13 protein-coding genes are annotated in these 14,452 nt (G+C 42.7%); 9 read left to right on the top strand and 4 right to left on the bottom strand.

What is annotated here, in order from left to right; translation table 11 throughout:
- Nucleotides 1–177 precede the first annotated feature (177 nt).
- The gene (locus tag BN1938_RS13680; RefSeq protein ID WP_050641144.1) at nt 178–978 is read right to left on the bottom strand and encodes a hypothetical protein; all 801 of its coding nucleotides are present in this window, start codon (nt 976–978) and stop codon (nt 178–180) included.
- A 457-nt stretch (nt 979–1,435) separates the two neighbouring features.
- Here BN1938_RS13680 and BN1938_RS13675 point away from each other — a divergent pair, with 457 nt between their 5' ends.
- Nucleotides 1,436–2,464 carry a LacI family DNA-binding transcriptional regulator gene (locus BN1938_RS13675; protein ID WP_050641143.1) on the top strand — a complete coding sequence of 343 codons (1,029 nt, stop codon included), beginning with the start codon at nt 1,436–1,438 and terminating at the stop codon, nt 2,462–2,464.
- 102 nt (nt 2,465–2,566) lie between these two features.
- On the opposite strand, the gene BN1938_RS13670 is transcribed toward BN1938_RS13675, so the two are convergent.
- Nucleotides 2,567–3,610, bottom strand: a complete 1,044-nt coding sequence (locus BN1938_RS13670) for a LacI family DNA-binding transcriptional regulator (RefSeq protein ID WP_050641142.1) — start codon at nt 3,608–3,610, stop codon at nt 2,567–2,569.
- A 274-nt stretch (nt 3,611–3,884) separates the two neighbouring features.
- On the opposite strand from BN1938_RS13670, the gene BN1938_RS13665 reads away from it, so the two are divergent.
- From BN1938_RS13665 to BN1938_RS23785, 6 genes are all read left to right on the top strand, one after another.
- A complete protein-coding gene (locus BN1938_RS13665; protein WP_050641141.1) occupies nt 3,885–4,799 on the top strand; it encodes a cupin domain-containing protein in 915 nt (304 codons plus the stop codon).
- A gap of 30 nt (nt 4,800–4,829) precedes the next feature.
- Nucleotides 4,830–6,320 (top strand): sugar ABC transporter ATP-binding protein, encoded by a 1,491-nt coding sequence (locus tag BN1938_RS13660; protein WP_242843863.1) that lies wholly within the window; start codon nt 4,830–4,832, stop codon nt 6,318–6,320.
- A gap of 12 nt (nt 6,321–6,332) precedes the next feature.
- A complete protein-coding gene (locus BN1938_RS13655) occupies nt 6,333–7,298 on the top strand; it encodes an ABC transporter permease (RefSeq protein ID WP_050641140.1) in 966 nt (321 codons plus the stop codon).
- A gap of 14 nt (nt 7,299–7,312) precedes the next feature.
- Complete coding sequence (locus BN1938_RS13650) at nt 7,313–8,305, top strand: substrate-binding domain-containing protein (RefSeq protein WP_050641139.1); 993 nt, start codon at nt 7,313–7,315, stop codon at nt 8,303–8,305.
- A gap of 23 nt (nt 8,306–8,328) precedes the next feature.
- Nucleotides 8,329–9,249: an alpha/beta fold hydrolase gene (locus tag BN1938_RS13645; protein WP_242843862.1), complete on the top strand. Its 921-nt coding sequence runs from the start codon at nt 8,329–8,331 to the stop codon at nt 9,247–9,249.
- A 175-nt stretch (nt 9,250–9,424) separates the two neighbouring features.
- Nucleotides 9,425–9,562, top strand: a complete 138-nt coding sequence (locus BN1938_RS23785; RefSeq protein WP_207642676.1) for a hypothetical protein — start codon at nt 9,425–9,427, stop codon at nt 9,560–9,562.
- Nucleotides 9,563–9,576: 14 nt separating this feature from the next.
- Here BN1938_RS23785 and BN1938_RS13640 read toward each other — a convergent pair whose 3' ends face one another.
- The gene (locus BN1938_RS13640; protein ID WP_050641138.1) at nt 9,577–10,146 is read right to left on the bottom strand and encodes a sugar O-acetyltransferase; all 570 of its coding nucleotides are present in this window, start codon (nt 10,144–10,146) and stop codon (nt 9,577–9,579) included.
- A gap of 21 nt (nt 10,147–10,167) precedes the next feature.
- On the bottom strand, nt 10,168–11,538 hold the full coding sequence (locus BN1938_RS13635) for an MATE family efflux transporter (protein WP_050641137.1): 1,371 nt from the start codon (nt 11,536–11,538) through the stop codon (nt 10,168–10,170).
- Nucleotides 11,539–11,693: 155 nt separating this feature from the next.
- Between BN1938_RS13635 and BN1938_RS13630 the strand changes: the two genes are divergently transcribed.
- On the top strand, nt 11,694–12,644 hold the full coding sequence (locus BN1938_RS13630; RefSeq protein ID WP_050641136.1) for a helix-turn-helix transcriptional regulator: 951 nt from the start codon (nt 11,694–11,696) through the stop codon (nt 12,642–12,644).
- Between the two features lie 339 nt (nt 12,645–12,983).
- Nucleotides 12,984–14,450, top strand: coding sequence for a beta-Ala-His dipeptidase (gene pepD, locus BN1938_RS13625; protein ID WP_050641135.1), 1,467 nt, complete (start codon nt 12,984–12,986; stop codon nt 14,448–14,450).
- Nucleotides 14,451–14,452: the final 2 nt, after the last annotated feature.

Genomic DNA, 14,452 nt, shown 5'->3' with positions numbered 1-14,452 from the left:
CTTTATCCATTCATCTAATGATTCCTTTAGCTGTTATTAATTTATTATTACAGACCTTTCTTTGTTTATACGATTCATAATTCTTCACCGCTTGAAACAAGCTGGAATTCATATTACTTAATATATATTAGATTAGCCATACTCATATTTGAAGTTTATCTTTTTTCTTAGAAATTTTTAAGGGCCAATATATTTAACTCTACTACCATTTTTGTATTCATCAATATATAGTGTTCTTTTTTCTACATTGTCTTTTAAAACTAACGCCATAGTCTCAGGGCTACAGGGTATCTCAGTTTTTGACCACTTATATCTTCTTCCAGCATTATCAACTATTCGCATTTCAAACTCTTTTTCTTTTTGCTTTGTTCTATTTTTAAGGCCACTTGCGGAAATGGCAATTGAAGAAAGTACTTCATTTGCTACAGCACGTATTGCCTGATAAGCCGGATTATTTGAAGGCACATTTCCATTAGAATTAACCCAACCAAGCGAATTCATTTTAGTAAGTGTTGCATATGCTTTATCTAGTTCAGGATCAACATGCGTTCCTCCATCTTGATTTGCAACATATTTGACAATATCACGTCTGGTAAATTTATTTTTTTTATCATCAAAAATAATCTCATTCCACCAATCATTAAACATCAGGAAAAAGCACCTAGACTGATTTACTGATTTTGCATTATACTCTATTCTCTCAGGGGTTACCATTAAATCAAGAAGAGTCCATGAAGTGAGTAAGTTACTAGGTGTGTATAAATCCCCACTAGAACAGAAAATGATTTGTGGTTTTAGCTGACCAAAAATCGATTTTGAAGAACTGGTTTCATGGAATAAAATCCGGAGATGAGTTGCAAGTCGCTGAGCTTCTTTTTCGTCACCAAGGTCAAATTCTTTAATTGATTTCTGAATAAATCGAATTTGGTCATCCCAATGGTCCTGAAATTCTTGTTTACTAAGTTTATATTTTGTCATATTTTCTACCTCCACAAAAAACAACACATGCACAACCAAGTATATACCAAATTACTTCATGCTGGGTTATACCAAGAATGACAAAAATTATAGCCGCGATTCCATATAGTATCGAATTTAACTTTTTGTTTTTCATGTTATTTTTTCTCCTCAATAAATTTTAAATTACCGCTAAATCCTTCTTCTTGGCTTTTGGTCAAGAAGCATCCCTCGCTTTGCCTGGTCAATTCTAATTTCCTATTAAGTTAATTTTACTACATTTAAGATAAACCGTCCATAACAGGAGCCGCCTTTTGCGTCTAAAATAAGTACCAAACAATGTTTTTTCGACTAGTATCCCTTTTTGCTAAATAGTTAAGGGTCATAATCATACCTATAAAAAAGAAACTTTACATTAGTCCACTTAAATGCTAAACTTTCATAAAGGAAACATTTTCAAAAGTGAAGGAGATGCCATATGCGGATTAAGAATAAAGAGATTGCAAAAATATTAGGGATATCGACTACAGCGGTTTCGCTTGCAATTAATAACAGGCCCGGAGTATCTGAGGAGACAAGGCTTAAAGTGCTGGAATTAATTAACGAAGACGCAAATAAGTCCTATCAGATGCTTCATACAGATAAGAAGCAGAATGGCACATTACTGTTAAGCATTCATAAAAGGCATGGGGAGATCATAAAAGAGAAACCTTTCTTTTCTGACTTAATAGAAACAATACAGCAAGAGGCCATGAAACGTTCTTATACTCTTACGGTCGCACATTATATGCCGGGGCAGGAACTGGAACAGTATGTGGAGTATATAGAAGGAATGCCCATCGATGGTATCATACTTATGGCAACAGAGATGACCTATGAGGATCTGGAGTATTACCAAAATCTAAAGGTGCCGATTGTGCTGCTGGATGGTGCATTTGAGCTGGCATGCATGGATTCGGTTACTATAGATAATGAAAATTCAGTTTTTAACGCCGTCAGTTATGCATATAAGAAAGGGCACCGCCATATCGGATATTTAAAAGGCGGGGTGTTTATCCAGAATTTCGGACATCGGTTTGACGGGTTTATGAAAGGAATCAGAGAATATCAGCTGGAAGAATACCGGCACCCGGTAATCAGTCTGCCGTGCAATATCGAGGGTGCATACAAAAAAATGAAAGAATTACTGCGGGAGGATAAGGATTTCGTTATGCCCACCTTGTTCCTGGCGGATCTGGACTATATCGCATTGGGGGCTATGCAGGCTCTGAAAGAAGAGGGGTACCGGATACCGGAAGATATTTCTGTGATAGGATATGATGATGTAGCGGCATGCGAGGTTTTTGAGCCGCCCTTAACCACAGTGCGAGTCAACCGTAAGGATATCGGACGCCTGGCTATGAACAGGCTGCTGGAAAAAATGAGTGAAAAAGGAGATTATTATACCAGCACACAAATTTCATCCGATCTGATAGAAAGAGAAAGCGTAAAAGATATCAATGAATAATCTACCGGGGGCTGGAATGCTGTTTTAGGCGGCATTCAGGTCCCCGGTTTTTACTGTCCTGAAACAGTTCAGGCAAGCCTGAAACGTTGTACCGTCCCACCATTACGTGGCACCTCTCATTTTGGAGGTAGTGCTACATGATGGCGGGGCAGTGCTGGCTCGGGGGATTAGTTTTGCCGAGATTTCCGTGACGGAAGTATAGGGTTTCGGAGTGGTAATATGATCTATGAGCTGCCGCACGGCGGCTTTGCCCATTCTATGCTGTGACACTTGAATAGACGTCAGCGGCGGATCGAATATTTTGCAGGCAGGAAGATCATCATAACCAATCATAGAAACATCCTGCCCAATTCGGTATCCAGACTCTTTGAGAGCCTTTGCAGCGCCTAATGCTATGTAATCCAAATCAGAGAGGAAAATGGTCGGCATTTGTATACCGGATGTACTGTGCAGTATTTTTTTCATTTCCTGACAGGACTCTTCGATGCTGCAGGGAAGTTCAAAAACAGGATGATAATTCTGCTCTATATTGTAGTATTTTAAAGCGCTTTGGTATCCCTCAAAACGTTGATTAAAATTACTGATGTGGGTCAGGCTCTTTAGATATCCTATACTGCGGTGCCCAAGGTTGTAAGCATACCTTACTGCCTGAAAAACAGAGCCCCTATTATTGATGGTCACCGCGTTTAGACGCACGGCGCTGTATACACTGTCCAACAATATAAGCGGTTTTTCTATCTTTTTATAAATGTCAAAATCTTCTTGATCCAATTCTGTTGCAAGAAGGATAATACCTTTATTGTCTTCCGCCCGCAGGGTATCTAAATACAATTCCTTGTTTTGAAGCAGTTTATAATGCAAAACATTGAGGTTATAAGAATATTGGAGAGCTTCCTGCTGTATCGTACTTATTAAATCTGAAAAAAATGGTTTATCATTCATGATTTCCCCATGTTTTTTATGAATCGCTAAAGTGATGGAACGATTGGGCAGTGCGCTGCGGCCGTCTGATCCAGTCATGGAGCAGTTTTTTAGACTGCGGACTCTTTGACGTGTTTCTTCGGAAACACCGGTGTGGTGATTCAGGGCCAGAGACACAGCGGTTGGAGAAATGCCAAGTTTTCTGGCGATGTCTATATTTTTCATACAAATACCTCCTGCAGATTATTCTAGCACATTAACTTAATATAAGTAAAGTTAAATATTGAGTTGTAAAAATGAGAAAATATAAAATGAGAAAACTACTGTTAAAATCAACAAATAATAAGGGAAGAAACGCAATAAAATGAAATAATAATTGTTGAATATAACGAAAAAACCACCGTAATTAAAAGCTGTATTGACAATTTATAAATTAAATGATAAAGTTAACTTAACAAAAATACTTAAATAAAATTAAGTAAAAAGAAGGAGGATACATATGGCAAGAATCGTATTTGGCAATCATCCATATGATGTGCCAAAAGATAAACCGATGCGGATTGGCAAAGAACAGGTGGGATATTTTACATATCCGGATTTTGCCATTAGCACCAGTGATTTAAATAATCTCTATGTCAGTACGAGTGAATTGACGATGGGATATTTCGAATTGGCCCCGGGGGCGATGTTTTCACCACCGGATCACCATCCGGGAGATGAGTGCTATTACATATTGGAAGGCGAGCTTACGGAGGTGAATCCGATTACAGGGCAGGCTGTACGGGCTATGGAAAATGATGTTCTGATTATCCCGCAGGAGGGAGCGCATGGCGGCTATAATTTTGGGACTAAAAGGATGAAAGCAGTTTTTGCACTGGCCCCGCAGATGGTCAATGAAGAAGAACAGGTTTTTCCCACGGACCTTGAGGGGAAGTGGAGAGTCCTGAAGGGGAAAGATGAAGCAGACTATAAGCCCTGGCCGGATTGTAAAGAAACCGGTACAAACGGAACCATTAATGATGTAGGCTGCTGGCCGGCTGCAGGAGAAGAATTAAGAAGAGAGCCCAAGTATTTACGGCTGATCAGAGAAGAAAATAAACTCAATGTAATCAACGGACTGGATAACCCATATTTCATGAGATTTGCCTGCAGTAACGATAAGATACATTTTGGTGAACTCATTCTTCCTTCAGGGGGTGTAGGGTGCCGTGTTTCTGATCCTGAATCACATGCAGGAGAAACAGCAGTGTTTGTTACGGAGGGAACGATTTCATTTATTATGATGGAGTCACGGGAAGTGTTCAAAATTGAAAAGGATGAAGTGATGTTTATTCCTAAAAACACAGAATACCAGATGGTAAACAATTGGGCACAACCGGCTCATGCGGTGTTCTGCATTGCTCCGGAGCTATAAAGAGTAAGCATTTGCAAAGTGGTGATTAAAATGACGATGATGGAAGAGAAGTTATTGGTCATGCGCGGTATCACAAAAGAATTTCCGGGAGTAAAGGCGCTGGACCATGTGGAACTGCAGCTGGCAAAAGGTACTGTCCACGCTTTGATGGGAGAGAACGGGGCAGGAAAATCTACCCTGATGAAAATTCTGATGGGGATATATCAGCCCGATGACGGTGAAATAATACTGAACGGCCAGAAGGTAAAAATAGAAAGCCCAAAGAGAGCGCACAAATTAGGGATTTCCATGATACACCAGGAACTGATGCCTATTCTTGACATGAGTGTAGCGGATAATATCTTCCTGTATGATTATCCGGCCAGGAAAGGGATCGTGCAGAAGTCGGTTCTATACCAAAAAACGGAGGCGCTGTTTCGGGACCTGGGGATAGAGGGAATAGATTCGAAAGCGTTTATGAAAGAATTAAGTCAGGCACAGATGCAGATGGTGGAAATTGCGAAGGCTGTATCTGCAAAGGCGGATGTGATTATCATGGACGAACCGACATCTGCTATATCAGACCATGAAGTAGAAAATCTTTTCCGGATCATCCGCACGCTGAGAGCTAAGGGCGTCGGAATACTGTACATATCTCATAAAATGGAAGAAATCTTCAAAATCTCAGATTTCATTACTGTGCTGAGGGACGGGCAGTACATCGGGAGCGCCCCATCCATTGAACTCGACCAGGAAAAACTGGTAAGCCTGATGGTTGGCAGAGAATTAAAGTCCATTTATGACAGGCATCCGGCTGTGACCGGCGAGGTAATGCTGGAGGTCAGGCACTTGAAGTGTAAAGGCGTCTGTGAAGATGTAAGTTTTAAGTTGCATAAAGGAGAAGTACTCGGATTTGCAGGGCTGGTCGGCGCAGGGCGTACGGAAATAATGGAGGCAATATTTGGGCTGAGAAAACGTCAGGGCGGAGAGATTATAAAAGAAGGGAAAAAACTGGATATCCGCAGCGTCAGAGATGCCATTAACCATGGGCTGGCGCTGGCGTCTGAAGACAGGAAGAGATTTGGGCTGTTTTTGGATTTACCAATTTCTTATAATATTTCAATTTCGTGGCTTAACAATCTGGCGAAAGTGGGAATCGTGAACCGCGGGAACGAGAAGGAACAGGCTTATAAGTTTTCAAAAGACCTGCGGATTAAGTCCTCAAGCATTAAAACCAAAGTCGGAAAACTGAGCGGGGGCAACCAGCAGAAAGTGGTATTGGCTAAATGGCTTCTGACAAAACCGGACATCCTGATTCTGGATGAACCGACCCGGGGGATAGATATCGGGGCGAAACAGGAAATCTATACACTGATTGAACAGATGGCACATGAGGGGAAAGGCGTGATTGTTATTTCGTCTGAAATGCCGGAACTGATCGGGATTAGTGACAGAATCATTACGGTACACGAAGGTGTTATAAAAGGAAGCCTGACCGGAAAAGAAATAACCCAGGAAAGAATTATGATGGATCTTGGGTAGGGAGGAAAAATCATGGAAACATTGCAGAAAAAGAAAGGTTCTGTAAATAAAATACTGAATACCTATGGCATATTTCTTGTCCTGGCTGTCATGTGTATTGTGATTTCGATTTTATCGGACGGCCGGTTTCTGGCATACAGAAATATTGTCAACGTATTCCGGCAGGTCTCAATCACGGGGATATTGGCTATTGGCGCAACCTTGATCCTGATAACGGGAGGAATCGATCTGTCTGTGGGTTCGGTACTTGCATTGGCGGGCGTAATAGCAGCGGATATGGCGCATCCGGAAAGCGGATTTCCGCTGGCCGCCGTGTTTTTAACTGCCGTTGTCATCGGTCTGGCTGCCGGCGCCGTAAACGGAAGTCTTGTGGCATATGCGGGTGCGCCGCCATTTATAGTGACGTTAGGGATGACGACTGCGGCAAGAGGAATGGCTCTATTATATGCCAAGGGACAGCCGATTGTCGATTTTAAAAAATCCTTCAATTTTATAGGACAGGGAAGCCTTCTGGGAATTCCTGTACCGGTATGGATACTGATTTTGATTATAGCGATATCGGGTGTCATCTTACATAGTACGAAGTTAGGGCGTTATATCTTTGCTGTTGGTGGAAATGAAGATGCGGCGAGGGCGTCTGGTATCAGTGTGAAACATGTCAAGTTCTTTGTGTATCTTTATATGGGGGCCCTTTGCGGCATAGTCGGGCTCATTCTTTCGGCAAGGACGAATACCGGCGCGCCAAATGCAGGGGCCGGTTATGAACTGGACGCCATCGCTGCGGCGGTAATTGGCGGGACAAGCATTTCAGGCGGAAAGGGGCACATTGCGGGAACCGTGATCGGTATGCTGATCCTTGGAGTACTAAGCAATGGATTGGATATCTTGAATATATCTACCTATATACAGCAGATCGTAAAAGGAATTGTAATCGTTCTGGCTGTTCTGATGGACATCGTGCAGACGAAGAGGAATTAAAAGGAGGAAAGATTATGAAAAAAATGAAATCATTATCAACCGTTTTATTATTAGTGTGTGTTATGGTATTTGTATGTGCCTGCGGTAAGTCGGACGCAGGTTCCGATACAAAAACTAAAGAGAAGGGAGGGAAAGAGACCTATGTGATTGGCTGTTCATGGATGGATCTGACGACCCAGTACCAGGCCACGCTGAAATCATATGTAGATAAATACTGCAAGGAAAATTATGCCGATGAAGTAGAACTGGTACATATGGATGGGCAGAGCAATTCGGCAACGCAGGTATCTCAGATGGAGACGCTCGTATCCCAGGGCGTGGACGCGATTTTGATGGTACCGTATGACAGGGCCGGATGTGCTCCGGGGGTAGATGCGGCGGCAGAAGCGGGTATCCCGGTCATTGAATTGTGCCAGGAAACGAATTCCTCCAACCGGTCTTCTTTTGTAGGTTCGAACCATAAAGAATCCGGGATTCAGACAATGACCCGTTTAGCAGAAGAAGCGAAGGGGAAGGGAAAATTAGTCGTGTTGGAAGGCCCTACTGGACAAGACTGCGTCATTGCCAGAGGGGAAGGAATGCAGGAGGTTTTAGACCAGAATCCGGACATCGAGGTAATTGCTACAAAGACATGTGACTGGGACCGAGCGAAAGCAATGTCAGCCGTAGAGAATATTATCCAGTCTGGTCTGGAGTTTGACATCATTTTTGCGCAGAGCGACTCCATGGCGATGGGGGCACTTGAAGCGCTGAAGGGGACGCAGTACGAAGGAAAGGTTATGGTGGGCGGAATCGATTGTATTGCAGATGCTTTGCAGGCGATCAAAGACGGAACGCTTGTATGCACATCCTTCCAAAATGCTCCCCAGCAGGCAGAGGACGGCCTGAAGGTTGCGCTGTCCGCTGCAAAGGGTGAAAAGATTGAAGAATTATATGACATCCCATTCGAATTGGTTGACAGCAGCAACTGTGATGAAGAGAAGTATGATGTAGAATATGCAGAATAGAAAAGAAGCAGGAGGAAAATAATATGAGTATGGAAATGTATGACCACAATGGACAGGAAGTAAAACACGGTTTAGCGAGAGTGAATGGCATCCGGATGCATTATGTAACGGCTGGCGAGGGAGAACCGCTCCTGCTGCTGCATGGAACCCCGAAAACAAACTGCTACTGGCATAAGCTTATTCCGAGATTAACACCCTACTTTCAAGTGGTGGCGCCGGATCTGAGAGGGTTTGGATATACGGACAAACCTGGTGCAACGGCGGGCTACGATAATTTGACGATGGCACAGGATATTGATGAATTAATGAGCTCGCTCGGAATCGAAAAATTCCATATCCATGGAGAGGACAGAGGAGCAGAGTATGGATGGGCTTATACGCAGCTCCACCCGGAAAAAGTAATTGATATATCTTACGGTGAAATGGCCATTTCTGGCTATGGGATCGAGGAAGCCTCTTTTTTTACAGAGGAAAATATCATTGCGCAGTATAATAACACGGGAAAATGGCTATGGCATGTACCGTTTTTCTTTGTACAGAATATACCGGAAATGCTTCTGCAGGGGCACGAATGCGAATTTTGGGATCAGTTATTAAAGGGGAGCAGTTATAACCCAAATGCACACAGCGACGAGCTGATGAATGAATATAATGACAGGTTCACATCTCCCGGAGGTATGAGAGGAATCCTGGAAACGTACCGTGCGGAAATTAAAAATATGCATATTAACCGTGAACTGATGGAGAAAAACGGAAAATTAAAACATCGGGTCATGACAGTGGGCGGAATGGAATTCTACGGCATCACGGTGAAGGATCATGCGCTGAAGATCTTTGAGAGTGTGGAAAAAGATATGGTATTCCGTGAATGCGGCCATCATCTGGCGATTGAGCAGGATGAAAAACTTGCAGAGGCAATTATTGATTTTATGATAAAGAAATAATACCCAAAGGGCACACTGTAACTTATGCCCTGCAGGCGGGTTTTCAGCAAAGCTGAAAATTAATGTATACCCAAGGGCACACCGTAACCCATGCCCTGCGGGCAGGTTTTCAGCAAAGCTGAAAATCAATGTATAAGAATTATTGATAATTAAAAATCATAAGAGCCGGGCCTCAGTGGATAAGATACGGATATACGAAGGAAAAATACAAGGCGCTGCAACCGAAAGGCTGCAGCGCTGTTTCATGGCTGAGCGGTACCGGGTCTCTGCTTTAGTGCCTACCGGCGTAAATACGACGGTAGTCATTGGTTAAAGATTAAAAACTGGTTATTCCTCAGTGTCATCCTCGATTTTTCTGATCAGTTTTGCCGGCACTCCGCCAACAACACAGTTGTCCGGCACATCTTTTGTGACCACGGCCCCAGCTGCGATCACGACATTATTTCCGACCGTTACGCCGGGTAATATGGTGCAATTTCCGCCAATCCACACATCGTTTCCAATAGCAACAGGCTTAGCCTGGCCTAAATGCGCCCGCCGCCCTTTGGGGGAGAGGGGGTGATTGACGGTTGTGATCAGGGTATTAGGCCCAATCATTACATAATTGCCGATGTGTACTGGAGCAATATCCAAAATAGTTACATTATAATTAGCGAGAAAGTTGTCTCCAACATGGATATTGTTTCCGTTGTCGCAATTAAATACCGGCAATACCGTGGGCGCGCTTCCCGCGGTACCAAACAAATCCCGAATCGCGGCTTCACGCGCCTTATCATCTGCAGGACTGACCGCATTCAGCTTCGAGCACCCTTCGATGGCGTGTAATTTGCGGGAGTTGACTTCATCATCATAAAAATCATATTCAAGCCCTGCTTCCAATTTTTCTAATTCTGTCATTTGATAACCTCCATTTTTCTGTTAGCCTCTTTCTTCTCTGGTGATATTTTTCAGCCATCCATATTTCTTGTAATGAAGGATGGCAGCAGGAACCTTGACAACTTCATCCAGGTTAATGATTAGAAATACTGCCACTACCGGTAAATGTAGATAAAATGCTGCCAGGAAACCCAATGGAACAGCAAACGCCCACATTACAATCGTGTCGCAGACCAGTCCGAATTTGGAATCTCCCCCGGCGGGAAAAATCCCTGCAATCGTTGTCATGTTGATCGCCTTGGCAATCATATAGCAGGCGCAGAGCATCAGCATCCATTTTAGGTATTCGGATGCCTGCGGACTGAGCGCGGTTACATTTAAAATCAATGGTGACAGAGCAACCAAAAGCAGACCGGATAAAATCCCGCTGACAATTGCCATCTTCCAGAGAAGCCTTCCATACATCTTTGCACGATTCAAATTGCCTGTACCAAGTTCGTTTCCAACAACAATGCCTCCGCCATTGGCTAGACCGGTACAGAAGCTGACGATCAGATTCTTGGCAATATTTGCTATGGAATTCGCTGCCACGGCATCGCTTCCTAAATGCCCCATAATAACAGAATACATAGTAAATCCGCACCCCCATACCAGATAATCGCCTAACATCGGCAGCGTATATTTCCAGTAGTCCTTTGCCAGCCATTTCTCCGTTTTAAAGCAGTATTCTATATGTAACCGGATTCTGCCTTCCCTCAAAGATTCAACATACGCCCACAACATTTCGATCAGCTTTGAAATAGTTGTAGCCAGGGCTGCACCTGCAATCCCCATTTCGGGAAAGAACAGAAGTCCGTAAATCAATGCTGCATTAAGAAAAATATTAAATACGACAGCACTGGAACCGATTACCATACTTTTGGCTGCACAGTTTGTATTTTTCAAAATGCACAAATAAATCTGTGAGACTCCAGTGAATAAATAGGAAACCGATACAATACGCAGATATACGATGCCGCCGGAAATCAACTGTGGTTCCCTGGTAAATATTTTCATTAAAAGCTCTGGGATACATAAAGAGGAAAGAAAAAATACGGCAGCTATGAGGAAGGAGATTTTTGTAACATAAGCAAAAATCTTTTCAATTGATTTTCGGTCCCCTTTCCCGTAATACTGTGCGGCTAAAATACTTGTTCCCATGGTAAGCCCGCCCATGAAAAGGTTAAATACAAATGTAATCTGACCCGCCAAAGATACTGCGGAAAGTGCATCCTGATTCACAACACCCAGCATCAAAGCATCTGAGGCACTGACAGCGGCCAGCATAAACTGCTGAAAGGCAATTGGCAGTACTAAAGAAAACAGCTTTCGATAAAAAACAGTTTTATTGCCGTTTTTTGTTCGCAATGACATGGAAAACCTCCTGTTTATTTTATCTTGCGGAGTTTAGCAGACCCGCAGATTAAAGTATAACGCTATGTTTAAGCAGAGGACAACGCTAAAACTTAACAGTTTATATGGTATATTCTAATCATTGTGCTATACTGTAACGATAAGGAGGCGCAAATATGGGAAGAGAAAAATTATGTTCGGCAGTGGATAAGCTGCGGGAACGGTATCTAACGTTAGACTGGACCTATCATGATATCGAAATAGATGGCCAAATGGAAAAAATGTATCGCTGGCCGGGACCGGAAAATGACGAGATTTTGATTTTAGTACATCAAAGCGGAGGGCGGCAGGAATTGTTTCACCGGCATGATTTCTTTTATTTTAATTATACCTATGAAGGCGAGTATGAATCTATCAGTTATAAATACGACAATCGGATCACGATTCATAAAGGGGACCTCTATGCGGGACAGCCCTTTGCAGGACATGCGCTTTGCGTTCACGATGATAAAGAGACAACGATTATTGGCGTGCTGATCCGTCGGGAAACCTTTTTTCGTTCATTTTTGCCGATGATATCTGCCAACTCCAAATTATTTCATTTCTTAATTGACCCATCAACAAATCAGTTTTCGGATGAATTTATCCATTTCAAAATCGAAGATGACTGTAACATACGGACCCTCTTAGAAATGATGGTGATAGAATATGCGGACGAAAAAGAGGATACTCAGGATATTTTAAAACCCCTGGTACTTTCCTTTTTATTACAAGTCATGCGGCAGTACACCGCCGAGCATCCCGAACCGGATGCGGCACGTCTGCCGGATCGAATCCTTCAATATATGAAGGCTCACTCGGATGTTGTGACCTTAAAAGATATAGCTGCCCGGTTTTCTTACCATCCGAATTATATATCCGCGTTGCTGCATAGAGAGCTTGGAAAAACTTTTACTGAGATTTTATTGGAGCAGCGGATGGAACGGGCGGTCATCCTGCTGAAAGGGACGACTCTCTCAATTGAAGAAATAGCGTTGATGCTTGGTTACAGCAACAGCAGCAATTTTTATAAGGCTTTTCGGGAATACTTCCATCAATCTCCACGCAATTATATTGCTTCATTCTGAATGAAGAGAATTTGCTGAAGTGTTTCGCTGAAATAGATATAAGCGGGGCGGTCTGTAGTACACAGACCGCCCTGCTTTTAATAAAAAATAAAATACTAAATAAATTTAAAAATATATAGGTTAAAATATAAATTTATTTACTAAATAATATTGACATGTTAACCAATAAATGATATAAATATAATAACAAAAGATGCAAAATATACAAATTAATGCGTTGGAAGAAAATGTTAACTAGTATAACGAAAGAAGGTGGATTAATAAAGAAAACAAAAGCTATAAAATGATGTTAAATTAATTAAGTATATTGAGCATCTGCAAAAAGTATAGGAGGTAAAAATGGGAGAAAAGTTGAAAAAGCTGGTTCCGGAAGAAGTGTTCCGTTATTTCGAAATACTTAGTGACATCCCGAGAGGTTCAGGGCATGAAGAACAGGTAAGCAACTGGTTTGCTGCATTTGCCAAAGAAAGAGGGCTGGAATATTACCAGGATCCGGAATACTATAACATCCTGATTAAAAAGCCCGGAACAAAAGGATATGAGGATGCACCGCCGGTTATCCTCCATGGGCATATGGATATGGTATGTAAAAAAGAGCTGGGCGTATCACATGATTTTCTCAATGATGGACTTGACTTAAAAATTGAGGATGGATACATAAGAGCGGAGGGAACTACCCTGGGGGCTGATAATGGAATCGGTCTGGCGTATTTTCTGGCCGTACTGGATTCGGACGATATACCGCACCCTCCTCTGGAGGCGGCGATTACCGTTATGGAGGAAATGGGAAAGGTTGGCGGAGAAAACTACAGAACGCAGATGCTGACAGGCAAAAGGATGATTGATCTGAACTGGCACAAGGATGATTACATACTTGCGGGATGTGCGGGGGATGTGTCGGCGGAATATGTGGTTCCTGTTTTGTGGGAGAAGGCGGAGAATCAGAGATTTTATACTCTGTCTATCCATAGTCTGTATGGCGGGCACTGTGAATTCGACATTGTACTGGAACGGGCAAATTCGATCAAGCTTGCGGCCCGTTTTCTGAATAATCTTTTGAAAAAGACCGGGATAAAAATTGCTGATATTTCAGGAGGAGTTCAGAACAATGTGATACCTGCGGAAGCAGAGATCGTTTTGGCGGTGGAAGAAGCAGAGACAGAGCTTGTGAAACAGATTGTTGAGATCACAGCAAAAGAAGTGAAAGAGGAGTATCAGATCACAGATCCTAATATTGTGATAGAGCTGAATGAGTCGGTCAAAGATTATGAGTACGTTTTCAGCAGCAAGACGGCGGGCCTCCTTACAAAATCGCTGCTGCTTATTCCAAACGGGGTCATCAATATGAGCTTTAAAATAAAGGGAATATCGGAATGCTCAAATAATATAGGTCTGATGACCACGAAGGATAATGAAGTGAAAATCATTTCTACTATAACCAGCAGTGTTTCTTCACGGAAACATGAGGTTTTAAAACAGATTACAGCATTGGCGGAACTGGCCGGTAACGGTGTGAAGGGGTATCAGATCGGTACGGATGCTCCGGAATGGGACTATAATCCAAAGTCCTATATGCTGGCGAAAGCAAAGGAAGCATACCGGGATGTGACCGGGGAGGAAGCGCAGATTGAGGTGATGCCGGCGAGCTTGGAACTAGGGCTGTTTAAGAGCAGGATAGAGGGACTTGATATTATCTCAATAGGGACCGAGACGCATGGAGTACACACGCCAAAAGAAGAACTTAAGATTGAATCTGTAGGTAAGGTTTGGGAAATTTTTAAAAGATTACTAAAGAGCCTGGTTTAGGC

This window comes from Eubacterium sp. SB2, assembly GCF_001244405.1.
In the GTDB taxonomy this organism is placed as follows: domain Bacteria; phylum Bacillota; class Clostridia; order Lachnospirales; family Lachnospiraceae; genus Faecalicatena; species Faecalicatena contortus_B.
The sequence above is the reverse complement of the archived record's forward strand: the minus strand, read 5'-3'. Positions and strand labels throughout refer to the sequence as shown.